Origin of the sequence: Paenibacillus sophorae, assembly GCF_018966525.1 — a bacterium.
In the GTDB taxonomy this organism is placed as follows: Bacteria; Bacillota; Bacilli; order Paenibacillales; family Paenibacillaceae; genus Paenibacillus_AQ; species Paenibacillus_AQ sophorae.
In genome coordinates this window covers 5807791-5829177 of sequence record NZ_CP076607.1, presented here as the reverse complement: position 1 = coordinate 5829177, position 21387 = coordinate 5807791, and the positions used below count along the sequence as shown (strand labels likewise).

Annotated in this window: 21 protein-coding genes, 13 tRNA genes, 4 rRNA genes and 1 pseudogene; 32 read left to right on the top strand and 7 right to left on the bottom strand. The window is 49.7% G+C overall.

Annotated elements, in window-relative coordinates:
* Positions 1-23: 23 nt before the first annotated feature.
* From KP014_RS28235 to KP014_RS28225, 3 genes are all read right to left on the bottom strand, one after another.
* The gene (locus KP014_RS28235; protein WP_036597583.1) at positions 24-407 is read right to left on the bottom strand and encodes a type II toxin-antitoxin system HicB family antitoxin; all 384 of its coding nucleotides are present in this window, start codon (positions 405-407) and stop codon (positions 24-26) included.
* A 79-nt stretch (positions 408-486) separates the two neighbouring features.
* Positions 487-657, bottom strand: coding sequence for a type II toxin-antitoxin system HicA family toxin (locus KP014_RS28230; protein ID WP_343223035.1), 171 nt, complete (start codon positions 655-657; stop codon positions 487-489).
* Positions 658-790: 133 nt separating this feature from the next.
* Positions 791-1045, bottom strand: coding sequence for a hypothetical protein (locus tag KP014_RS28225; protein WP_036597576.1), 255 nt, complete (start codon positions 1043-1045; stop codon positions 791-793).
* A 306-nt stretch (positions 1046-1351) separates the two neighbouring features.
* Here KP014_RS28225 and KP014_RS28220 point away from each other — a divergent pair, with 306 nt between their 5' ends.
* The 6 genes and pseudogenes from KP014_RS28220 (at position 1352) to KP014_RS28200 (ending at position 5980) form a co-directional block, all read left to right on the top strand.
* The gene (locus tag KP014_RS28220; protein WP_051500258.1) at positions 1352-1624 is read left to right on the top strand and encodes a YolD-like family protein; all 273 of its coding nucleotides are present in this window, start codon (positions 1352-1354) and stop codon (positions 1622-1624) included.
* 125 nt (positions 1625-1749) lie between these two features.
* Positions 1750-1809 (top strand): annotated as a pseudogene (rpsI, locus tag KP014_RS29455) (30S ribosomal protein S9); the annotation flags it as partial.
* Between the two features lie 256 nt (positions 1810-2065).
* On the top strand, positions 2066-2758 hold the full coding sequence (locus KP014_RS28215) for a phosphoadenylyl-sulfate reductase (protein WP_036603044.1): 693 nt from the start codon (positions 2066-2068) through the stop codon (positions 2756-2758).
* Positions 2759-2796: 38 nt separating this feature from the next.
* Positions 2797-3966 carry a sulfate adenylyltransferase gene (gene sat, locus KP014_RS28210; RefSeq protein WP_036603046.1) on the top strand — a complete coding sequence of 390 codons (1170 nt, stop codon included), beginning with the start codon at positions 2797-2799 and terminating at the stop codon, positions 3964-3966.
* Between the two features lie 81 nt (positions 3967-4047).
* Positions 4048-4821 (top strand): N-acetylmuramoyl-L-alanine amidase CwlD, encoded by a 774-nt coding sequence (cwlD, locus tag KP014_RS28205; protein WP_036603049.1) that lies wholly within the window; start codon positions 4048-4050, stop codon positions 4819-4821.
* Positions 4822-4888: 67 nt separating this feature from the next.
* On the top strand, positions 4889-5980 hold the full coding sequence (locus tag KP014_RS28200; RefSeq protein WP_036603052.1) for an Mrp/NBP35 family ATP-binding protein: 1092 nt from the start codon (positions 4889-4891) through the stop codon (positions 5978-5980).
* Positions 5981-6083: 103 nt separating this feature from the next.
* On the opposite strand, the gene gerD is transcribed toward KP014_RS28200, so the two are convergent.
* Positions 6084-6782, bottom strand: coding sequence for a spore germination lipoprotein GerD (gerD, locus tag KP014_RS28195; RefSeq protein ID WP_036603054.1), 699 nt, complete (start codon positions 6780-6782; stop codon positions 6084-6086).
* Positions 6783-6902: 120 nt separating this feature from the next.
* Between gerD and KP014_RS28190 the strand changes: the two genes are divergently transcribed.
* Positions 6903-7511 carry a KinB-signaling pathway activation protein gene (locus tag KP014_RS28190; protein WP_343223034.1) on the top strand — a complete coding sequence of 203 codons (609 nt, stop codon included), beginning with the start codon at positions 6903-6905 and terminating at the stop codon, positions 7509-7511.
* Positions 7512-7630: 119 nt separating this feature from the next.
* Positions 7631-8452 carry a PPK2 family polyphosphate kinase gene (locus KP014_RS28185; RefSeq protein ID WP_051500576.1) on the top strand — a complete coding sequence of 274 codons (822 nt, stop codon included), beginning with the start codon at positions 7631-7633 and terminating at the stop codon, positions 8450-8452.
* 30 nt (positions 8453-8482) lie between these two features.
* Here KP014_RS28185 and pdaB read toward each other — a convergent pair whose 3' ends face one another.
* The gene (gene pdaB / locus KP014_RS28180; protein WP_036603056.1) at positions 8483-9286 is read right to left on the bottom strand and encodes a polysaccharide deacetylase family sporulation protein PdaB; all 804 of its coding nucleotides are present in this window, start codon (positions 9284-9286) and stop codon (positions 8483-8485) included.
* Positions 9287-9391: 105 nt separating this feature from the next.
* Here pdaB and KP014_RS28175 point away from each other — a divergent pair, with 105 nt between their 5' ends.
* The 19 genes from KP014_RS28175 to KP014_RS28085 all read left to right on the top strand — a co-directional run bounded on the left by KP014_RS28175 (position 9392) and on the right by KP014_RS28085 (position 17102).
* Positions 9392-9991 (top strand): stage II sporulation protein M, encoded by a 600-nt coding sequence (locus KP014_RS28175; RefSeq protein WP_036603058.1) that lies wholly within the window; start codon positions 9392-9394, stop codon positions 9989-9991.
* 197 nt (positions 9992-10188) lie between these two features.
* Complete coding sequence (locus tag KP014_RS28170) at positions 10189-10419, top strand: hypothetical protein (RefSeq protein WP_025690203.1); 231 nt, start codon at positions 10189-10191, stop codon at positions 10417-10419.
* 429 nt (positions 10420-10848) lie between these two features.
* A 16S ribosomal RNA gene (locus tag KP014_RS28165) occupies positions 10849-12405 on the top strand.
* Between the two features lie 112 nt (positions 12406-12517).
* Positions 12518-12634 (top strand): 5S ribosomal RNA (rrf, locus tag KP014_RS28160).
* Between the two features lie 41 nt (positions 12635-12675).
* Positions 12676-12752, top strand: a tRNA-Ile gene (locus tag KP014_RS28155).
* Between the two features lie 23 nt (positions 12753-12775).
* Positions 12776-12851: transfer RNA gene (locus KP014_RS28150), tRNA-Ala, on the top strand.
* A 125-nt stretch (positions 12852-12976) separates the two neighbouring features.
* Positions 12977-15905, top strand: a 23S ribosomal RNA gene (locus tag KP014_RS28145).
* Between the two features lie 52 nt (positions 15906-15957).
* Positions 15958-16074 (top strand): 5S ribosomal RNA (gene rrf, locus KP014_RS28140).
* The 16S, 23S and 5S rRNA genes sit together here with 13 tRNA genes alongside, the layout of an rRNA operon.
* Positions 16075-16084: 10 nt before the next feature.
* Positions 16085-16160, top strand: a tRNA-Asn gene (locus tag KP014_RS28135).
* A gap of 1 nt (position 16161) precedes the next feature.
* Positions 16162-16237, top strand: a tRNA-Thr gene (locus KP014_RS28130).
* 9 nt (positions 16238-16246) lie between these two features.
* Positions 16247-16321: transfer RNA gene (locus tag KP014_RS28125), tRNA-Glu, on the top strand.
* Positions 16322-16387: 66 nt separating this feature from the next.
* A tRNA-Val gene (locus KP014_RS28120) sits at positions 16388-16463 on the top strand.
* Between the two features lie 52 nt (positions 16464-16515).
* Positions 16516-16590: transfer RNA gene (locus tag KP014_RS28115), tRNA-Gln, on the top strand.
* 7 nt (positions 16591-16597) lie between these two features.
* Positions 16598-16670 (top strand) — tRNA-Lys (locus KP014_RS28110).
* Positions 16671-16684: 14 nt separating this feature from the next.
* A tRNA-Leu gene (locus KP014_RS28105) sits at positions 16685-16768 on the top strand.
* 7 nt (positions 16769-16775) lie between these two features.
* Positions 16776-16850 (top strand) — tRNA-Gly (locus KP014_RS28100).
* A gap of 6 nt (positions 16851-16856) precedes the next feature.
* Positions 16857-16933 (top strand) — tRNA-Arg (locus KP014_RS28095).
* Positions 16934-16943: 10 nt separating this feature from the next.
* Positions 16944-17017 (top strand) — tRNA-Pro (locus KP014_RS28090).
* Positions 17018-17028: 11 nt separating this feature from the next.
* Positions 17029-17102, top strand: a tRNA-Gly gene (locus KP014_RS28085).
* A gap of 160 nt (positions 17103-17262) precedes the next feature.
* On the opposite strand, the gene KP014_RS28080 is transcribed toward KP014_RS28085, so the two are convergent.
* The gene (locus KP014_RS28080; protein WP_036605460.1) at positions 17263-17676 is read right to left on the bottom strand and encodes an ImmA/IrrE family metallo-endopeptidase; all 414 of its coding nucleotides are present in this window, start codon (positions 17674-17676) and stop codon (positions 17263-17265) included.
* Positions 17677-17712: 36 nt separating this feature from the next.
* Positions 17713-18153, bottom strand: a complete 441-nt coding sequence (locus KP014_RS28075; protein WP_036605462.1) for a transcriptional regulator — start codon at positions 18151-18153, stop codon at positions 17713-17715.
* Positions 18154-18437: 284 nt separating this feature from the next.
* Here KP014_RS28075 and KP014_RS28070 point away from each other — a divergent pair, with 284 nt between their 5' ends.
* From KP014_RS28070 to KP014_RS28050, 5 genes are all read left to right on the top strand, one after another.
* On the top strand, positions 18438-18947 hold the full coding sequence (locus KP014_RS28070; protein WP_036605464.1) for an ArpU family phage packaging/lysis transcriptional regulator: 510 nt from the start codon (positions 18438-18440) through the stop codon (positions 18945-18947).
* A gap of 275 nt (positions 18948-19222) precedes the next feature.
* Entirely contained in the window at positions 19223-19441 is a 219-nt protein-coding gene (locus KP014_RS28065; protein ID WP_036589971.1) for a hypothetical protein, read from the top strand.
* Between the two features lie 33 nt (positions 19442-19474).
* Positions 19475-19891 (top strand): phage tail terminator family protein, encoded by a 417-nt coding sequence (locus KP014_RS28060; RefSeq protein ID WP_175491973.1) that lies wholly within the window; start codon positions 19475-19477, stop codon positions 19889-19891.
* The gene (locus KP014_RS28055; RefSeq protein ID WP_175491972.1) at positions 19888-20064 is read left to right on the top strand and encodes a hypothetical protein; all 177 of its coding nucleotides are present in this window, start codon (positions 19888-19890) and stop codon (positions 20062-20064) included. The genes KP014_RS28060 and KP014_RS28055 overlap by 4 nt, the downstream gene beginning before the upstream one ends.
* Positions 20064-21386, top strand: coding sequence for a phage tail sheath family protein (locus KP014_RS28050; protein ID WP_036589973.1), 1323 nt, complete (start codon positions 20064-20066; stop codon positions 21384-21386). The genes KP014_RS28055 and KP014_RS28050 overlap by 1 nt, the downstream gene beginning before the upstream one ends.
* Position 21387: the final 1 nt, after the last annotated feature.

Here is a 21387-nt window from a genome sequence, read left to right as displayed (position 1 = left end):
CTACATCACTATTTTATGTTTCATTAGTTGCGATTTAATTCCTCACGAAGTGCCCGTTGAAGGACCTGGGAGAAGTTCAGACCCGCAACCTCGGCAGCCTCGTTCAGATCGTCTGGAATAGTCAGGGTCTTTTTGACGTATGTCACCTTTTCATTCAAAACGGCCGTTGCAACGATAGTACGCTGGTTTTCTTTCAAGGTAATTTCATTCAGCGGAGTCGCCTGCGGAATTTCCTCTTTGTCCTCTAAACGGCTTTCGATCGTAAGTTTCAATACTTCGTTTGCCCGTCTAACAGCCTGTTCCACGTTGTCTGCTTGGGAAATAGCCTCTTCCAAGTCCGGAAACCATATCTCTATATGTTTATCCGTGAAGTTCAGAACGGCCGGATAGGTGTAACTCTTTTTCAAAATGTGATCACCCTTTCAGTTTTTGAGAATCAAATCTCAATTTTTATTTATATTTATTTTATAAAAAGAAGGGGTGGGGCTAAAACTTTAGCCCCGTCTTCTTTTCGATATCCTTTAGGATATGTAGTGCTACATCCTTCACCGGATGGGTTATAGTTACTTTGCCCTTAATCGTCGGATGTTTGAATTGGAAGTGATCGCCGACCGAATGGACTTTGTACCAACCATTTTCCCGTAAGATTTGTAGCACCTCTCTTGAAGAATAACTCTTCATCCTCTCTCCCTCACCTCCTGAATATATTATAACACGTATCAATACGTATTTCAACTGTGTTGATTATTTATTTTTACTTTATTAGCAAGTCAGGAAACATTTCCTTACCCTACAATGTGCGATTCATACACTCCGGTTTCTTATGGATCACCAGAATGGGCGTGGCTTCACCGTATCCTTCATCCATGTTCTTGAATTGGCTGTTTCGATAAATAGCGACAGCCCCAGGCCATCCGACGATATCCCAAACATCTGTTTTATTAGCCAGAAGGAAGGATATTTCTGGCCGGGTATAAATGTGTGACTGCGGGCGCTCAAAGAAGGCATCAACAAACTGCTTGAGCTTCATGGATTCGATTTGCATAGTTGATCCTCCCGAGAGAATTTAATTTCAGATAGCCGGAGGCTCACGGCCACCTTGTATTGATGCAGCCGAGCATGACGGGTTTCCGAAGGTTGCTGCTCTATCCGTCCACTGAGATAATCACTCCGCTGTGCTTGAAGCTTGTTGATTTTATGAGCGTGGTAGGTTACGCGGCGGGCGTGCTCCAGCAGTCGTTCCGACGCTTCGATATATGATTGTTTTATCAAAAATGTCACCTCTAGTCATTGAAATAGGAACGTTTATTCGTATATAATACAGGAACAAATGTTCGAAAGGATGATGATTATGACAGCAATACCGAAGCCGTCAACCAGACGAAAAACTGATGATCGCCCCAAATTAGATGAGTTCACTCAGCAGGAAATAGCCGAACAGCTTGAAGAGGCAAAAGAGAATGACAAGCCGGTTATCGTGATGGTCTGGAAGTATGGAACCGTGCAAGGAACCGTTGAAAAGCTCGACGGCGACCGACAACAGATTCACATTAATCAGGGATTCAATGATATAATCAAGGTGCCATTTCGCGACATCTTGAAGGTGGAGAACCCGTCAACTTAATGCCGGGTTCGTGACCATATTTTGACCATATTTGTACCTGAAAACATCGGAAATAACCCTATCTTGTTTTGAGAAGTTTCCTATTATAGTGGGGTTATCGGAACTAATCGGAATTGAATATTTAAGAACGTAAGAAATACGGCCTTAAAGCGGCTCGTCGTGCACCTCAGTTCTCGAAACGTTAAAATCCCTTGTGTATCAAGGAATTCAAGCCTCTGGCCCTCGCAGCCAGGGGCTTTTATGTTAGGGTACCCACTCCTACAGTTTGGTAGCTGAATCACCTAAGCAAATTTCTTTAAAATTTATAGGGAAATGTCAATTTGCAATGTTTTAATGCTGAAATATCATTGACATCCCATGGGAAAGTTATATACTTATTTCATATTAACTTAGTTGGAATTTAAGCTGGTGAAGTTTTATACTGGGATGGAGGAATATGCAATGAATTTGCTTGAAAAAGAAGAGCTAATCAAAGTGAAGGCTGAAGAATTAGAGCATGCCACGCCGGAGGAGATCATTCGCTGGGCGGTGGAAACTTTTCCAAATATAACGTTTGCCTGCAGCTTTGGAGCCGAGGACGTTGTGCTGGTCGACATGCTGCAGAAGGTGAGTCCATCTACCGATGTTTTCTACTTGGATACGGATTTTCACTTCCAGGAAACCTATGAAACTAGAGACAAGATGGAAGCCAAATATAATTTGGAATTTGTGCGGGTCTCCCCGCAAATCACTCCTGAGGAGCAAGCCCAACAGTTTGGCGAGGAGCTCTGGAAAACAGAACCGAACCAATGCTGCAATATCCGCAAAGTAGAACCTTTGACGCGGATTCTGTCCCAATACGATGCATGGATTACCGGCATTCGCCGCGATCAAGCCCCAACTCGCGCCAATGCGAAGAAGATCGAATATGATTACAAATTTGGTCTGGTAAAATTCAACCCGATTGCGGACTGGACGACCGAAGATGTATGGAACTATATCCGCAGCAACGACGTGATCTATAACCCGCTGCATGACCGTCATTTCCCGAGCATTGGCTGCGAGCATTGCACACGCGCCGTTATGCCTGGCGAAGATCCGCGTGCGGGACGCTGGTCCGGCTCCGATAAGACGGAATGTGGACTCCACAAGTAAGACATATTAATCGTTACAACAGAGAAGGGAAGATTTAGATGACTGCAATCCTTCCGCATGGCGGAACGTTGATCAATCGGATAGCTGAGGGCAAGGAGAGAGAACGGCTGCTTCAGGAAGCGGCAGGCTTCAAGCGGATCGCCATTAATACATGGACGATTTCTGATTTGGACTTGATCGGTGTCGGCGCATTTTCACCGCTAACCGGTTTTCTGAACGAAGAGGACTATCATTCCGTAGTCAAGAATATGCGTCTTGCGAGCGGAACGGTATGGAGCATTCCGATTACGCTGTCTCTCAGCGATGAGGAAGCCGCGGCTTTGACGATCGGAGAGCAAGTAGCTTTGGTCGGTGAAGAGGACGGTAAAATATACGGACTTCTGGATGTTAAGAGCATTTACAGTGTCGATCAGCAGGCCGAAGCGCAGAATGTATTTAAGACAACCGACCCGGAGCATCCGGGCGTAAGCAAGCTGCTTGCCCGTAATGCAACCTACGTCGGCGGTCCGATCACGGTGCTGAACCGTCCGCAGCCGGAGAAATTCGGAGAGTTTTATTTTGATCCGGCCAAGACACGCGAAATTTTTGCGGAAAAAGGCTGGAGAACGGTTGTAGGCTTCCAGACCCGGAATCCCGTTCACCGCGCTCATGAATACATTCAAAAGTCTGCGATGGAGATTGTAGACGGACTGTTCCTGAACCCGCTGGTGGGCGAGACGAAGTCGGATGATGTGCCGGCGAATGTCCGCATGAAGAGTTACCTGGCCCTGCTCGAAAATTATTATCCGCAGAACCGGACGTTCCTTGGCGTATTCCCGGCAGCCATGCGTTATGCGGGTCCGCGTGAAGCGATTTTCCATGCCATGGTCCGCAAAAATTACGGCTGCACCCATTTCATCGTAGGCCGCGACCATGCTGGCGTAGGCGATTACTACGGTACGTATGAAGCACAGGAGATTTTCTCCAACTTCACTGCCGATGAACTGGACATAACGCCGCTGTTCTTCGAACACAGCTTCTTCTGCAAGAAATGCGGAAACATGGCTTCAAGTAAGACTTGCCCTCATACCAAAGAAGATCATGTAGCCTTGTCGGGTACCAAAGTTCGCGCCATGCTGCGTGAAGGAGTATGCCCGCCGCCGGAATTCTCCCGGCCGGAGGTTGCTCAAATTCTCATAGAAGGCATGAAGGAAGTTACAACCTCATAAGATCATGGATTAAAGGTACTATTTGACCCTCTTGTCCCATATAGATGAGTAGAATCTATCGGGACGAGGGGGTTTTTTATTATGTCCGGCCGTAAAGGTAAAAAGGTCTCGGTCTGGATCTCTTGGAGCAGCATGAAAAAGGGGATTTGGGGCATCGCCCTTATGGCCCTGCTGCTGGGCATTATTTCGTATGATATGCCTACCGCGAGAACGTGGAATTACTGGAGCCTGCCGCTGTCCGGCAAGGTCATTGCGATTGACGCGGGACATGGCGGTCCCGACGGAGGAGCAGTCAGCCGGGAAGGCTTGATTGAAAAAGACATCAATTTAGCCGTCTCGCTGTATTTGCGCGATTATCTGCAGCAGGCAGGCGCCGTCGTCATCATGACGCGTGAAGGCGATTATGATCTTGCCGGATCGGACACAAGGAGCTATGCCAAGCGCAAGACAGAAGACCTTAAACAGCGGGTCAGAACGATTGAGGATAAGAGAGCAGATCTTTTCATAAGCATACACATGAACAGCATGCCTTCAAACCGCTGGAGCGGCGCCCAAGTCTTCTACTATCCGAATCATTCGGGAAACGAAGCACTGGCCAGGCTGGTACAGGAGGAGATCCGGACAACGCTTGCGAACACGGACCGAACCGCGAAAACGGTAAATACCGTGTATCTGCTGCAGGCGCTAAGAATGCCATCTATCTTGGTTGAGGTGGGATTTCTGTCTCATCCGCAAGAATCGGTTCTGCTCGGCGATGACCTGTACCAACGAAAAGTAGCGACAAGCATTTACAGAGGCATTCTGCGCTATGAAGCGGGCGAACAGGCTAAGGACTACTCTTCCCCTAAACGGTAATGCTATAATAGACAGAAATGAGATCCGGTCAATAAACCTGCCGGCTACAGAACAGGGGTGTTTTCCAATGCTGTCCAGGGAACAAATACAAGAATTACTTCTGCCGATTACCGATCCGGAAACCGGAAAAAGCCTGGTAGAAATGCAGTTGATCCGCGATATTATGATTAAGGAAGACCGTATTTCTTTATCTTTGGTATGTCTGGAAACGGATGAGACGAAGCGGATGGAGCTTGAACAGGAGGTTAGGGATCGTCTGCGGGAAGGCGGCGCCGAGAATGTCCATATCCGTTTGCGGGACGCAACCGACCATGAACGGTCTCAACTGAACCAAAGAGAGACAACCGGCGGTGAAGAGAAGCTAAAAGGTCACGCAGCGGGTCTGGAAGGCCATGGACTGATAAGCGAGGACTCGGGTGTTCATTTTATTGCCATAGCGAGCGGCAAGGGTGGAGTAGGCAAATCGACGGTTACGGTTAATCTGGCTGCTGCTCTTGCGAGAAGAGGCAAAAGGGTTGGTTTGATCGATGCCGATATTTACGGCTTCAGCGTTCCGGACATGATGGGAATCGAGGAAGGGCCTGTCGTCGAAGGCGGAACGATTATTCCTGTTGAGCGCTTCGGTGTGAAAGTGATGTCGATGGGCTTTTTTATCCGTGAAAATAATCCGGTGATCTGGCGCGGCCCGATGCTGGGTAAAATGCTGCGTCAATTCTTCAGCGATGTTGCTTGGGGAGAGCTTGACTATATGCTGCTGGACTTGCCTCCGGGAACGGGCGATGTGGCGCTTGACGTCCATCAAATGCTGCCACAGAGCAAAGAGGTTATTGTGACCACTCCCCATGCGACAGCGGCTTTTGTGGCGGCGAGAGCGGGCTCTATGGCGCTGCAGACGGATCACGAAATTCTTGGGGTTATCGAAAATATGGCTTATTATCAATGCTCTGCCTGCGGCCAAAAAGATTACATCTTCGGTCGTGGCGGGGGAGCTAAATTGGCTGAAAACCTGCACACGGACCTGATCGGGCAAATTCCGCTTGGAGCGCCGGACAACCATGTCTCCGAGCCCGATTTCTCGCCATCTGTCTATAAAGCAGGAACGGATACTGCACAGTTGTTCGACGAAATTGCAGATCGGCTTATCATCAAATGTGAATAAATGACAAGAAGCCAGGCCCTACATAAGAGCGTCTGGCTTCTTAGCGAACCCAAGTCCATCTATATCCTGTCCTCAAAGATTCGCCTTCGTTCTATTCGTATTGCTATTGTCCGCCGCCTCCACTATCTCCACCGCCTCCGCTATCTCCGCCACTGCTATCCCCGCCTGAGCTTTGCTGGCCGCCGCCCTTTTTCTCAACTTTTGGCTGAAGTTCTTCCTGAACGACTGTTTTAAGCAGCGCAAGCACCTCCATCCGGAACAGAGGATTTTGCATCGTCTCCTGCATTACGGTCATGGTCTGCTTTCGGTAATCCGGCGTTTTGGTAAGATCAAGGAACATTTTCATCATTTCGGGAGATTTCATGATTTGGGCAACCGATTTCTGATATGTCGGGTCTTTGATCAGTTGAAGGTGCAACTGCTTGCTTTGGGAACTGATAGCTTTGGCAAAATCCCCGGCAAACTGCGGGTCCGTCATAATTTTCTCGATTTCCTTCTGATACTCGGGAGCTGTAATTGTATCCTTTACGGCCAGACGAATTTGCTCATTTGTCTGCGGCAGCATCTTCATGCTCATTGTGCCGTTTCCGCCGGCTCCGCCCCCGCCCCCGCTGGGTGTGGAGAGTGCTTCCTCCACCGCCTTTTTACCTTCTTCGCTTTTTAATATATCGACGACCATTGTCTTCATTTCCTTGTAACTGAACTGCTGTGACGAAGAGCCGCTCTGCTCGCTTCCGCAGGCCGTCAAGACCAGAATTAGGCCGAGCGCAATTCCGCTATTCCGTAATACCGCCCGTCTCATTGGTGCCGTCCTCCTTTTTTGGGGATACTGATATGTAGTATGCCGTAGAGAAAACACATTTATGTTGCGGCGGTCATGGTTTTTTGCCGGCAACCTTGGTAAAATAAATCTGTCACGGGGGTGAGCGGCCTGAATATAAGGAAATGGTTTCATCTGTTCTGGACAACGCTGTTGATCGGTTCCGCAGGAGGTGTTGCAGCCGGGCTGGCCCTTCAGGGAATCAGCGGTGCCGTTTCATTCCACAGCTTAACGGACTCCTTCCTTTATGCGCTTATCTTATTTGGCTACGGGATGCTTGTAAGCGTCTACTCTCAGCTTGGTTTTTTTGCGTATCTGATTCTGAACTACATGGGATTTGGCGTGTTTCCGCGAAAAATATGGCAGTATATACAGCTCGCGCTGGCGGTTATTTCCTTGTTTGATTTGATTTTTCTGCGTTCGTTCGTCGGGGGAGAGCGGAGCCTGATATCCGATTTGACTCTTGGTCTTTCCATTTTGTTTTCAGCCATTGCGGTTGCTTACTTCAAAGTGCGGGAAACCAACGCTTCGGCCTGGATTCCGACGTTCTTCTTCATGACCGGTATTACCATCGTGGAAATGATCGGCGTGCTGCGGATTGGCGTGGATAATGCAACCTTATTTATAGTGGTTCCGCTGATTGCCTGTAATGCATTCCAGATTTTGAGACTTCACCATATTGTGCGCCCGGCCGCCGGATCATCCGGATGAATTGCCTAACTCCGTTCCCGAATCAGGAAGCGGGGTTATTTGCATAAGGTGCGATTGAGTTTCGGAGGGTTGGGTTAAACATAAAAGAAAGACCTTGATACGTCCTGGGAGGGGTATATATGAACATCGACCGCTATATGATAAAAGACACAGACGGCAAAATACTGCCTAAGCTTAACCCTGGCGAAACGGGAGACTTCACAAATAAAGAAGAGGCAGAGGCCAAAATGGGCATACTCAAGGAACGGCTTGCCGAGCTACAGGACATTTTTTTCGCTCAAAAAAAGTATGCGCTGCTGATCGTCCTTCAAGGGATGGATTCCAGCGGTAAGGATGGCACGGTAAAGCATGTTTTCTCGGGAATCAATCCGCAGGGCTTTACGGTGACCAGCTTTAAAAAGCCGACCCTGGATGAGTCGGCCCATGATTTTTTATGGAGAGTGCATAAGCAGACCCCGGCAAAAGGATATATATCGGCCTTTAACCGCTCCCATTACGAAGAAGTGCTCGTACCCCGCGTTCATGGAGGCCAGGACAAGGCTGAAACCAAACGGCGCTTTCGCCACATCCGGCACTTTGAAGAGATGCTGACGGAGGAGAATACGATTATTATCAAGCTTTTTCTTCATATATCGAAGGACAAACAGCTGGAAAAAATCCAGGAGCGGCTCCAGGACCCGACCAAGCATTGGAAGTTCGATGTCAGCGATCTCGAAGAACGGAAATATTGGGACGACTATCAGGAGGCTTACGAAGATATTTTTAAAGAGACTTCCAAAGATAACGCGCCATGGTACTGGATTCCGGCCAATCACCGCTGGTTCCGCAACTATTTGGCATTGTCCATCGTAGTTATGACATTGGAGAAACTGAAGCTCTCTTATCCCAAGCTCAACATGCCCACTCCTGATATATCCGAACTGATCTCCCCGCGGCATTAATCGGTCGGAAGTCCCTGCCCAAATAAAAGATTACAAACCAGCGGCATCCTCCAAACGATCACTAAGCCACGCCGAGTCCCTTACTTCCTTGCCTTCGGTGCTGCCCTGGCTGATTAGCTCGGAGACAGTCACAAATTCATAGCCTTGACTACGGAGTGCATCGATAATTTGAGGCAGTGCTTCATGGGTTTGTTTGCAGGAGTCGCTGGCATGGAGCAGCACGATATCGCCAGGGTGAGCTTTGCTGGTCACGCGCTTCACTATATTTTCTACGCCAATATTTTTCCAATCAAGAGAATCGGTATCCCATTGGATGACTTTATAGCCGAGGTCGTTTGCCACTTGCAGGACTCTTTTATCAAAATCGCCGTTGGGCATGCGGATCAGCTTTGGTTCTTTCCCGGTCAATTCATTCAGAATCGTACCTGCTGTCGTAATCTGAGTTCGAATTTCCTCGCTGCTCAACGTGCTGTAATTGACATGCTTGTGGCCGTGGCTGCCGATCTCATACCCTGCATTCTTGATATTTGCCACAATGTCCTGATGTGTCTTGCTCCATGGGGAAGACAGGAAGAACGTAGCCTTGTCGACTTTCTTGTCCTCCAGCACCTTGAGGATAGGCCCCGGACGTTTTTCTCCCCAACTGATATCAAAAGTCAAGGCGATCAGCTTTTTCTCCGTAGGCACACTGTAAATGGCAGAAGGGGGCGATTCGGAAAAAACGGTAATATTGCCACGCTCTACATAAACGACTCCGGCAGCAAGCAGAGCAGCGGCGCAAATATAGAAGAAACGTTTTATTTTTTTGCCGCTGAATACATAGAAGGAATTCATTAACTCAAGACTCCTCTCCCATACGAAAGCTTGTTTGTTCTAAATGTATGCTCGTACGGAAAGGTTATGACTTGGGTATAAAACGAAACTCTTAGGAGGTAAGACATGTTCTCTATATTTACTTTTGGCCGTGATATCTACACAATACGCAAGGCGCTCATGCTCTCATGTCTGTTATTCATAGTCGGCATTGCAGCCGGATGGATTGGAACGGGAAGTCTGGAGCGGCTTCTGATGCAGCAGTTGGAGGGTCTGGGAAGCATTAGCGAAAAATTACGGGACTCGTCCAATCCGCAGTTGAGCTTTTTTGTGTTTATCTTTTTGAACAATAGCATTAAAGGCGTTCTGATTATTTTTCTAGGAGCCTTGTTCGGCATTCTTCCGGCTATCTTTCTCTTGATCAACGGGGCAGTCATCGGTTATTTGGTGCACACCTTTGTCCTTCAGGGAAGGGATGTATTCGAACTGATTGTCAAGGGGCTGCTGCCGCATGGGATTATTGAAATCCCCGCCATCATTATAGCTTGCGCATTCGGCCTTCAGTTTGGCGCCAACGCGGCGGCAAGCATGATGAGAAGAACCCGAAGCGGGGGAGATTGGCCATCTTTTATGCGCCAGACGCTGACGGCGTCCATTTGGGTCGTTATATTGCTGCTCATTGCAGCGGTCATTGAGAGCACAGTTACTTTTGCGCTCTTATCATAAAATTTCGAATAATTGCACATACCAGTAAAACGCAAAAACGCAAATTCGGGGTAATGTACAGTATAAATAAAATATCAGTTTTTATAGGAAAAAAATATAATTATGGTTATTATTTAGGCACTTCGGTTAATCTAGTGTAAGCGGTAGTTCAAGCCGAATCTCCGGTTTAATTAGAATAAATAAAGGAGGCCAAGCATATGTTGGGTATGTTGTTCAACGAAAAAGAATGCAAAGAACTGGACTATGTCTTGCGTAAAGAGCTGGACGAAATGCTGCTCGACCTAAGCGATCAACGATTGGATCAAAATATCAGACATGCTATTGCCAACAGATACAAAACTGTTTTTCGCATGTATGCTCGATTCGCACCGCAAAAGGAACTTTCCAAATACGCTTGGGGCGGCCGCTCTTCCCAAATCAAGCATTAATAAAAAGCGGATGCTTCATAAATAAAAAAGGGTTGACTAAGAGGGGGCGCCGTGATACATTATATCTCGCGCTCCTTTTTGTTATGTTAAGAAGCCGCGGGCAAGAAAAAATGAGAAAAAGTTTTTTCGAAAAAGTACTTGCCAAACAGATAGACAATATGATATATTATAAAGGTCGCTGCATGAGACGCAGTGATGCACTGAGAGAGACATTGATCTTTGAAAACTGAACAACGAGTGAGTGGGAATTCGCTTCTAGCGAGTTCCAAAAGAGATGGATTTCACAGCGTGGTTCACGCTTTGGAAAGGCCATCATGAGAATGCAAATTCTCGTCAGATGTTTCAACATGAGCTAATCGCTCTATCGATAGACTTTTCGGATGGTTATTTTCTTGGAGTGATTCGAGGAAGTAACTGCACGAAAAAACCTTATTGGAGAGTTTGATCCTGGCTCAGGACGAACGCTGGCGGCGTGCCTAATACATGCAAGTCGAGCGGAGTATTTTTGAGAGCTTGCTCTCCAGAATACTTAGCGGCGGACGGGTGAGTAACACGTAGGCAACCTGCCCCTTGAACTGGGATAACTACCGGAAACGGTAGCTAATACCGGATAATTCCTCTTGGCACCTGCTGGGAGGCTGAAAGGCGGAGCAATCTGCTGTCAAGAGATGGGCCTGCGGCGCATTAGCTAGTTGGTGGGGTAACGGCTCACCAAGGCGACGATGCGTAGCCGACCTGAGAGGGTGAACGGCCACACTGGGACTGAGACACGGCCCAGACTCCTACGGGAGGCAGCAGTAGGGAATCTTCCGCAATGGGCGAAAGCCTGACGGAGCAACGCCGCGTGAGTGATGAAGGTTTTCGGATCGTAAAGCTCTGTTGCCAGGGAAGAACGTCTTGTAGAGTAACTGCTACAAGAGTGACGGTACCTGAGAAGAAAGCCCCGGCTAACTACGTGCCAGCAGCCGCGGTAATACGTAGGGGGCAAGCGTTGTCCGGAATTATTGGGCGTAAAGCGCGCGCAGGCGGCTGTTTAAGTCTGGTGTTTAAACCATGGGCTCAACCTGTGGTCGCACTGGAAACTGGGCAGCTTGAGTGCAGAAGAGGAAAGTGGAATTCCACGTGTAGCGGTGAAATGCGTAGAGATGTGGAGGAACACCAGTGGCGAAGGCGACTTTCTGGGCTGTAACTGACGCTGAGGCGCGAAAGCGTGGGGAGCAAACAGGATTAGATACCCTGGTAGTCCACGCCGTAAACGATGAGTGCTAGGTGTTAGGGGTTTCGATACCCTTGGTGCCGAAGTTAACACAGTAAGCACTCCGCCTGGGGAGTACGGTCGCAAGACTGAAACTCAAAGGAATTGACGGGGACCCGCACAAGCAGTGGAGTATGTGGTTTAATTCGAAGCAACGCGAAGAACCTTACCAGGTCTTGACATCCCTCTGAATACGTTAGAGATAGCGTAGGCCTTCGGGACAGAGGAGACAGGTGGTGCATGGTTGTCGTCAGCTCGTGTCGTGAGATGTTGGGTTAAGTCCCGCAACGAGCGCAACCCTTGACTTTAGTTGCCAGCAGGTAAAGCTGGGCACTCTAGAGTGACTGCCGGTGACAAACCGGAGGAAGGTGGGGATGACGTCAAATCATCATGCCCCTTATGACCTGGGCTACACACGTACTACAATGGCCGGTACAACGGGAAGCGAAGCCGCGAGGTGGAGCCAATCTTATAAAGCCGGTCTCAGTTCGGATTGCAGGCTGCAACTCGCCTGCATGAAGTCGGAATTGCTAGTAATCGCGGATCAGCATGCCGCGGTGAATACGTTCCCGGGTCTTGTACACACCGCCCGTCACACCACGAGAGTTTACAACACCCGAAGTCGGTGGGGTAACCCGCAAGGGAGCCAGCCGCCGAAGGTGGGGTAGATGATTGGGGTGAAGTCGTAACAAGGTAGCCGTATCGGAAGGTGCGGCTGGATCACCTCCTTTCTATGGAGAATCGTTTCCCGAGCGGAAACATTCAAATCTTAGCTTTGCTTGGCAAAGCTTAACACACTCACTCGTTGCTCAGTTTTGAGAGAGCAAACCTCTTTCTTAAGCGTTTGGTGGCGATGGCGGAGGGGTTCCACGCGTACCCATCCCGAACACGACCGTTAAGTCCTCCAGCGCCGATGGTACTTGGACCGAAGGGTCCTGGGAGAGTAGGACGCTGCCAAGCGCATCCTTATGGGGTTTCCATAAGAGTATATGCAAGATTAAGGGCCTTTAGCTCAGCTGGTTAGAGCGCACCCCTGATAAGGGTGAGGTCGGTGGTTCGAGTCCACTAAGGCCCACCACTTAAAATTTAATTCCCTTTTATGGGGCCATAGCTCAGCTGGGAGAGCGCCTGCCTTGCAAGCAGGAGGTCAGGAGTTCGATCCTCCTTGGCTCCACCAATCGTATAACATGCAAGAATCTTGATCCTTGAAAACTGGATACCGAAACGAAAATTGCGTTTTAGAACATCTTTTAGCTGAACTTGTGTCAAGCGATTGAACAAGTGAAGTGAAAGTGCTTAGTTGGTTAAGCTAGTAAGAGCACACGGAGGATGCCTAGGCGCCAGGAGCCGAAGAAGGACGTGGCGAACAACGAAAACGCCTCGGGGAGCTGTAAGCAAGCGTGGATCCGGGGGTGTCCGAATGGGGAAACCCGGCTGTGGTAATGCACAGTCACTTCTCTCTGAATTCATAGGAGAGTTAGAGGCAGACCAGGGGAACTGAAACATCTAAGTACCCTGAGGAAGAGAAAACAAGAGTGATTCCGTCAGTAGCGGCGAGCGAACGCGGAACAGCCTAAACCGAAGAGCTTGCTCTTCGGGGTTGTGGGACGTCTCACATGGAGTTACAAAGGAACGGTTTAAGCGAAGAGGTCTGGAAAGGCCCGCTGGAAGAGGTAAAAGCCCTGTAGCTGAAAAATCGTTCCCTCCGAGACGGATCCCGAGTAGTGCGGGGCACGTGAAACCCCGTATGAATCCGGCAGGACCATCTGCCAAGGCTAAATACTCCCTGGCGACCGATAGTGAAACAGTACCGTGAGGGAAAGGTGAAAAGCACCCCGGAAGGGGAGTGAAACAGTACCTGAAACCGTGTGCTTACAAGAAGTCAGAGCCCATTTTAGGGGTGATGGCGTGCCTTTTGTAGAATGAACCGGCGAGTTACGTTTAACGTGCAAGGTTAAGGCGAGAAGCCGGAGCCGCAGCGAAAGCGAGTCTGAATAGGGCGACTAAGTACGTGGGCGTAGACCCGAAACCGTGTGATCTACCCCTGTCCAGGGTGAAGGTGCGGTAACACGCACTGGAGGCCCGAACCCACGCACGTTGAAAAGTGCGGGGATGAGGTGGGGGTAGCGGAGAAATTCCAATCGAACTCGGAGATAGCTGGTTCTCCCCGAAATAGCTTTAGGGCTAGCCTCGGATTTGAAGTCGTGGAGGTAGAGCACTGATTGGGTGCGGGGCCCGCAAGGGTTACCAAGCTCAGTCAAACTCCGAATGCCATGGACTTACGTCCGGGAGTCAGACAGTGAGTGCTAAGATCCATTGTCAAAAGGGAAACAGCCCAGACCATCAGCTAAGGTCCCCAAGTGTGTGTTAAGTGGGAAAGGATGTGGAGTTGCACAGACAACCAGGATGTTGGCTTAGAAGCAGCCACCATTGAAAGAGTGCGTAATAGCTCACTGGTCGAGTGACTCTGCGCCGAAAATGTAACGGGGCTAAACACACCACCGAAGCTATGGCTTGATGCTTTGCATCAGGGGTAGGGGAGCGTTGTATGCGGGTTGAAGGTTGACTGCAAGGACAGCTGGACTGCATACAAGTGAGAATGCCGGTATGAGTAACGAAAAGATCAGTGAGAATCTGATCCGCCGAAAGCCCAAGGTTTCCTGAGGAAGGCTCGTCCGCTCAGGGTAAGTCGGGACCTAAGGCGAGGCCGACAGGCGTAGTCGAAGGACAACAGGTTGATATTCCTGTACCACCATAATCCGTGATGAGCAATGGGGGGACGCAGGAGGGTAGTGACGCGGACTGATGGATGTCCGTCCAAGCAGCGAGGCTGGTGTATAGGCAAATCCGTACACCATAAGGCTGGGCTGTGATGGGGAGCGAAAATTGTAGTAGCGAAGGTCATGATCTCACACTGCCAAGAAAAGCCTCTAGCCAGGAGAAGGTGCCCGTACCGCAAACCGACACAGGTAGGCGAGAAGAGAATTCTAAGGCGCGCGGAAGAACTCTCGTTAAGGAACTCGGCAAAATGACCCCGTAACTTCGGGAGAAGGGGTGCCTCGGTAGGGTGAATAGCCCGAGGGGGCCGCAGTGAAAAGGCCCAAGCGACTGTTTAGCAAAAACACAGGTCTGTGCGAAGCCGCAAGGCGAAGTATACGGGCTGACGCCTGCCCGGTGCTGGAAGGTTAAGGGGAGCGGTTAGGGGTTAAACCCGAAGCTGTGAACCGAAGCCCCAGTAAACGGCGGCCGTAACTATAACGGTCCTAAGGTAGCGAAATTCCTTGTCAGGTAAATTCTGACCCGCACGAATGGCGTAACGACTTGGGCGCTGTCTCAACGAGAGATCCGGTGAAATTTTAATACCTGTGAAGATGCAGGTTACCCGCGACAAGACGGAAAGACCCCATGGAGCTTTACTGCAGCTTGATATTGAACTTGGGTACGATCTGTACAGGATAGGTGGGAGCCTTGGAAGCCGGAGCGCCAGCTTCGGTGGAGGCATCGTTGGGATACCACCCTGATCGTATCTAGGTTCTAACCTGGTACCCTAAGCGGGTACGGGGACCGTGTCAGGCGGGCAGTTTGACTGGGGCGGTCGCCTCCTAAAGAGTAACGGAGGCGTCCCAAGGTTCCCTCAGAATGGTTGGAAATCATTCGAAGAGTGCAAAGGCAGAAGGGAGCTTGACTGCGAGACCTACAAGTCGAGCAGGGACGAAAGTCGGGCTTAGTGATCCGGTGGTACCGCATGGAAGGGCCATCGCTCAACGGATAAAAGCTACCCTGGGGATAACAGGCTTATCTCCCCCAAGAGTCCACATCGACGGGGAGGTTTGGCACCTCGATGTCGGCTCATCGCATCCTGGGGCTGAAGTAGGTCCCAAGGGTTGGGCTGTTCGCCCATTAAAGCGGTACGCGAGCTGGGTTCAGAACGTCGTGAGACAGTTCGGTCCCTATCTGTCGTGGGCGTAGGAAATTTGAGAGGAGCTGTCCTTAGTACGAGAGGACCGGGATGGACGTACCGCTGGTGCACCAGTTGTTCCGCCAGGAGCATGGCTGGGTAGCTACGTACGGACGGGATAAGCGCTGAAAGCATCTAAGCGTGAAGCCCCCCTCAAGATGAGATTTCCCAAGTTAGTAAGACCCCTTGAAGACGACGAGGTAGATAGGTTGGAGGTGGAAGTGCTGCAAAGCATGGAGCTGACCAATACTAATCGGTCGAGGGCTTATCCAAAATAACGCAATCTTTCGTTTCGATCCAGTTTTCAGGCGATTAAGGCCTGCCGTTTGGTGGCGATGGCGGAGGGGTTCCACGCGTACCCATCCCGAACACGACCGTTAAGCCCTCCAGCGCCGATGGTACTTGGACCGAAGGGTCCTGGGAGAGTAGGACGCCGCCAAGCGGACAACCATTCCCTGATAGCTCAGTTGGTAGAGCACTCGACTGTTAATCGAGTTGTCACAGGTTCGAGTCCTGTTCGGGGAGCCATGCTCTCATAGCTCAGTAGGTAGAGTGCATCCATGGTAAGGATGAGGTCACCGGTTCGATCCCGGTTGAGAGCTCCATATCTGTTCGGCCCGTTGGTCAAGGGGTTAAGACACCTCCCTTTCACGGAGGTAACAGGGGTTCGAATCCCCTACGGGTCACCATAATCATTAGTTTTTGGGGTTGAGAGACCCGCAGGTTTAATTAACTCAAGTGGATTGCCAACATATGGAGGCTTAGCTCAGCTGGGAGAGCATCTGCCTTACAAGCAGAGGGTCGGGGGTTCGATCCCCTCAGCCTCCACCATATCCTTCTTATTATTTGAGGATTATATGGGCATTATATAGGTATCCATTATTGGGGATTAGCCAAGCGGTAAGGCAACGGACTTTGACTCCGTCATGCATAGGTTCGAATCCTATATCCCCAGCCATTTGTATGAGCCATTAGCTCAGTTGGTAGAGCACCTGACTTTTAATCAGGGTGTCGAAGGTTCGAGTCCTTCATGGCTCACTTTTAAGTAACTTGCGCGTGTGGCGGAATTGGCAGACGCACTAGACTTAGGATCTAGCGTCTTTGACGTGGGGGTTCAAGTCCCTCCACGCGCACCATTTAAATGCGGACGTGGCTCAGCGGTAGAGCATCGCCTTGCCAAGGCGAGGGTCGCGGGTTCGATTCCCGTCGTCCGCTCCATATTTTGCGCCCTTAGCTCAGCTGGATAGAGCGTTTGACTACGAATCAAAAGGCCGGGAGTTCGAATCTCTCAGGGCGCGCCATTAATACTAACGGGATGTAGCTCAGCTTGGTAGAGCACCTGGTTTGGGACCAGGGGGTCGCATGTTCGAATCGTGTCATCCCGATTTTCACCTTTGCGGGTGTAGTTCAATGGTAGAACTTCAGCCTTCCAAGCTGATAGCGTGGGTTCGATTCCCATCACCCGCTCCATTTTATAACAACTACATAAGCAATTACTCATTAAGAACAGACACTCTTACTTTGGTAAGAGTTTTTTTGTGTTTGCCCAACTGCCAATATTGTTAACGGCAGTGTGAGAGCGTCTATTTACTTTCTAAGGAATTGAACCTGATGAGAGTGTATGTTTGGTTTAAGGCTCCAAAAAAAAGCCGACTTCCGGAGGGATGCCTAAACGTGAATAATAGCTTTCCAGCGATTCATCCTGCTCGGGAGAGGTAACCGCGGTTAACAGCAGAACCGCAAACCGATTAGCCTGACGTTCTAGCTTGCCCGGGGCGAAATAAGAGCTCTCCTCTAAAAAGAACCGGTTAATACCTTTATGCAGCCGGTCATGACCCAATTCATGCGCACAAACAAATCGCTGCCATTCCAAAGACAGCTCATTGTGAATGACAATAAATCTTCTTCGAAGCTTGCGATAGTATAACCCTTTGGTTCCTTCGCCCAGGTTCATGAATCGGACATGGATACCTAAAGCCCGGCATAGCTCAAACGGACAGTTGGTTTTATATTTTTTTATTAGTTGATTGACCAGTTCATCCATTATCTTCACCTGCAGCATAGGTATTGGTTAAGGGTATTAATCATCCGATTTCTCTGGTTTGGAAGTTGGTTTGCGCTTATTCATCTGCTTGGCTTCCCAGAATAAGCCTGTCAGCACGTCTTTTATTCTTTGTCTGTCCTCTTTGTTAAGCGGAATTCCGTCAAACATCAGCTCTCCGTCATCCTCCAGCATCTTTTTGAAATCGCGTTTGTCCTTGCTGGTCGCCCATTCCGGTATCGCTTCAGTCATCTGTTCATATTCTTGTAAATATCCTGCCCGCTCCATAAGCTCCTCATAGGAGGCATTCATGGCTTCTGCCAGTCTGCGCAAGGTTGCTGGCTTGGGTACGCCGCGCAGCCCGTTCTCAATGCGTGAGATCTGTGAACCGCTGATGCCTGCGGCCACAGCCAATTGGCTGAGGGTAAGACCTTTGCTCTCGCGCAGCCGTTTTAAATATAATCCAAACTCATGTTCCATCCCGCAACACTCCTTGTCATGCAATTGTCTGCTGATATTACTATAATCTAATTTTGCCAAAAGGTAAATAAACCAATGATTATTTTGCCATAAGACAAGGAAATGGGAGTTATTATGCGATTATCGGCACGAAACGGCTGAAAACCGGATTTTACGGAATCAAAGATGAAGTGGTATATTATAGAAAAATACGAACAAGATGCGAACACAGAACATTCTATCACATTTTCCATTTGCATCTGAAAGAAATTTCTAGAAAACCATTAAAGGAGCGCTACACTATGATGAATCTATCTTCTTTGCCTGAACTTGATCGGCGCCAAACTCAAATAGCGATTGAAAGCATGCTCGAGAAATACCGGATATTCAAAACGATTACTTTTGAGGCGAGAGAGGCTTCCACTACGTATTCTTACACGGAACGTTTTCATGGACCGACGCATGTTATTGCAGATCCTACCGCTTCGCTCGCTGCGCATAATGTGGACGTGCCTGCCGCCCGGAGAGCCTACTGTGCCGCTGTGGAATCGGTAGTGGAGAGATTGGACAACCGGGAACAGCAGCTGGTTAGGGAAAGATATTTGCGAAGGGATGAGGTATTCGATTATACGGTTTACAATCATGTATTCGACCCGCCCGTCAGCAAGGATACGTATGTTAAAATCCGGACGCGCGCTTTTTATAAAATGGCTTTGGCTTTCAAGGAGTTGAACATGCTGTCGCTGGGTCCGATGATCAAAACGGCGTCCAAAACGCAAAAGGCAAACACCGGCGTGCTTTCGAATAGCCGATAATAGACCAAACAAAGTTCGCTACAATTGAAGAAAGCGAGAAGGAGATTGTCCGAAAAGGGCGGTCTCCTTTTTGTCTTACCATGTGCTCCTCTCAAATTTGCTGTGCCCACGACAGATAGGGACCGAACTGTCTCACGACGTTCTGAACCCTTGAAAGTGTTCAATAAGAAGAGATCCATCCACCGCCGAAAAAGCGTCTTTTTCCAACTCAACCTTCTTCCGAACTTCGCCCGAACGCCGTCTTCATACGCTAAAAAAGGAGATATGATTATACCATGGCAAATGAAGCGAAAGAACACCGTGGGAGCATGAATGCTTCAGCAAAAGGCAGCAGATACACCTGTAGAGCCAAGAGAGCGGTGAAAGTTTCTTTCGGTCATTGCGCCAACAAACGGATGTCATCCATAGGGATGATGTCCGTTTTGCTTATCGGGAAGACGGGAGGGGATGAATGCACAGGTAAGGATGCAATTACAGAAAGAGATCGGCAATAACCGGCAGACAGCCGGGATCAAGAAAGGAAGGCAATGATGTCTGTACAGCATTTACGGAGCTGCATTACGGCTGCGCTGGAGCAGCGTTTTGCGGACATTCCCGTTATTTCAAGTGATGGTCAGGCGCAGACGCCGGGCTTTCGGCTGTTTCTGGTTTCGGCGGCGTATGACCGGCAGCGGGAAGACCGATATGCGGCGGTGTACCGGTTCGGTGTCCGCTATGAAGGCGTTCCGGTATCGGAGGCGGAGGTTATGGCGGACGCTTTGCGCGATGCTCTTACCCTTGTAGAAGGGGACGGGGTGAGCTATCGCAGTGTACGGCAGACCTGGACGGGCGGAGCGGATGGAGAAGCAGCTCTGTTCACGGCAGAGTATTCGCTGTACCTGCAAAGCGAGCGTCCTGAAACGGTGAGAATGGGTCAATTCACAGAGGAAGGAAGATTGAAATGAGCACAATGAATGAGAACAATATCGTATTCGGCAAAACACAGATCCTGGAGTCGGCAATTTTTACGCCAAGGGAAAAGGATGTGCTTGACGTGATTTTGCAGAAGGATCAAAGCTATACGCTTGAACAGGCGAGACAAGAGCTGGAGCTCTTTTTAACGAAGGAGGTTATCTAATGGCTGGAGGAACATGGACAACGCAAAACAAGGTGCGTCCCGGGGTGTATGTGAATGTGTCATCCCAATCGGGCACAATCGGCAAAATGGGAGAACGCGGCACCGCCGCACTGGCTCTGGCGCTCTCCTGGGGGCCTGCCGGTGAAATCATCGGCATTACGCCTCAGGAAGATATCGCCAAGCTGCTCGGGTATGATTGGACGCATGAGGCGCTGCTTCCGGTGCGCGAAGCGCTCAAGCGGGCAGGCAAACTGCTGCTTTACCGACTGAATACCGGCGTCAAAGCCGAGGCAACGGCCAGCGGTTTGAAGACAACGGCTCAATATGGCGGTGAACGCGGCAATGATCTGTCGGTCGTGATTGCAAGCAATATCGAGGACCCGGCCAAGTTCGACGTTAAGACGCTGCTTGAGGGGGCGGAAGTGGACCGACAGACGGTTGCTGCCGCAGCCGATTTGCTGGATAACGACTATGTCACGTTCGAGGCGAACGGGCCGGAAGGACTCCAGGCATCTGCCGGCATTCCGCTTACGGGCGGAAGCAACGGGACTGTAACCAATCAGAACCACAGCGATTTTTTGGCCGCGCTGGAGGTGCAGGATTTTCAAACGGTCGGTCTGGTCTCGCAAGACAACTCGCTTAAAGCCCTCTACACCTCTTATGTGAAACGGCTTCGCGATTCTGAAGGCAAGAAGGTGCAGGTTGTTGTGTCGGATTACGCCACCGCCGGTTATGAAGGGGTCATCAGTGTAAAGAACGGCGTCATCCTAAGCGACGGCACCGTAGTTGATAAGACGAATGCGGTGGCATGGACAGCGGGAGCGACCGCAGCGGCTGCGGTAAATGAATCACTGACCTATCAGGCCTATGATGATGCGGTGGATGTCGATGTCCGTCTGAGCCATTCCGAGACGACGGCGGCGCTCCTGAATGGTGAACTGCTCTTTACTTACAACGGCGCAAAGGCGGTGGTCGAGCAGGATATCAATACGCTTACGGCGTTCACACCGGCGAGAGACAAGGCTTTTTCGAAAAACCGGGTTCTCCGTGTGCTGGACGGCATTGCGGTTGATCTGAAGCGTATTTTTGAAACTTACTTTGTTGGCAAAGTATCCAATAATGAGGACGGCCGTGCGCTGTTCTGGTCGCAGTGCGCCGCCTATATGAACGATCTACAGGATATCGGAGCTATTGAGAACTTCAACGCGCAGACCGATATTTCCGTCGTTGCCGGCGTCGACAGCGATAGCGTAGTGCTGGAAACAGCTGTAAAACCGGTGGATTCGGTAGAAAAAGTATATCTGAAAGTGAAGGTGGTTTAAG

Bases quoted from the DNA above. Each gene is read 5' to 3' on its own strand.
- KP014_RS28070 (WP_036605464.1), top strand. From the start codon at position 18,438: ATGAATCTATCTTCTTTGCCTGAACTTGATCGGCGCCAAACTCAAATA.
- cwlD (WP_036603049.1), top strand. From the start codon at position 4,048: ATGTCCGGCCGTAAAGGTAAAAAGGTCTCGGTCTGGATCTCTTGGAGC.
- KP014_RS28225 (WP_036597576.1), bottom strand. From the start codon at position 1,045: ATGCAAATCGAATCCATGAAGCTCAAGCAGTTTGTTGATGCCTTCTTT.
- KP014_RS28215 (WP_036603044.1), top strand. From the start codon at position 2,066: ATGAATTTGCTTGAAAAAGAAGAGCTAATCAAAGTGAAGGCTGAAGAA.
- pdaB (WP_036603056.1), bottom strand. From the start codon at position 9,286: ATGAATTCCTTCTATGTATTCAGCGGCAAAAAAATAAAACGTTTCTTC.
- KP014_RS28060 (WP_175491973.1), top strand. From the start codon at position 19,475: ATGATGTCTGTACAGCATTTACGGAGCTGCATTACGGCTGCGCTGGAG.
- KP014_RS28220 (WP_051500258.1), top strand. From the start codon at position 1,352: ATGACAGCAATACCGAAGCCGTCAACCAGACGAAAAACTGATGATCGC.
- KP014_RS28175 (WP_036603058.1), top strand. From the start codon at position 9,392: ATGTTCTCTATATTTACTTTTGGCCGTGATATCTACACAATACGCAAG.
- KP014_RS28185 (WP_051500576.1), top strand. From the start codon at position 7,631: ATGAACATCGACCGCTATATGATAAAAGACACAGACGGCAAAATACTG.
- gerD (WP_036603054.1), bottom strand. From the start codon at position 6,782: ATGAGACGGGCGGTATTACGGAATAGCGGAATTGCGCTCGGCCTAATT.
- KP014_RS28170 (WP_025690203.1), top strand. From the start codon at position 10,189: ATGTTGGGTATGTTGTTCAACGAAAAAGAATGCAAAGAACTGGACTAT.
- KP014_RS28080 (WP_036605460.1), bottom strand. From the start codon at position 17,676: ATGGATGAACTGGTCAATCAACTAATAAAAAAATATAAAACCAACTGT.
- KP014_RS28065 (WP_036589971.1), top strand. From the start codon at position 19,223: ATGGCAAATGAAGCGAAAGAACACCGTGGGAGCATGAATGCTTCAGCA.
- sat (WP_036603046.1), top strand. From the start codon at position 2,797: ATGACTGCAATCCTTCCGCATGGCGGAACGTTGATCAATCGGATAGCT.
- KP014_RS28200 (WP_036603052.1), top strand. From the start codon at position 4,889: ATGCTGTCCAGGGAACAAATACAAGAATTACTTCTGCCGATTACCGAT.
- KP014_RS28055 (WP_175491972.1), top strand. From the start codon at position 19,888: ATGAGCACAATGAATGAGAACAATATCGTATTCGGCAAAACACAGATC.
- KP014_RS28075 (WP_036605462.1), bottom strand. From the start codon at position 18,153: ATGGAACATGAGTTTGGATTATATTTAAAACGGCTGCGCGAGAGCAAA.
- KP014_RS28050 (WP_036589973.1), top strand. From the start codon at position 20,064: ATGGCTGGAGGAACATGGACAACGCAAAACAAGGTGCGTCCCGGGGTG.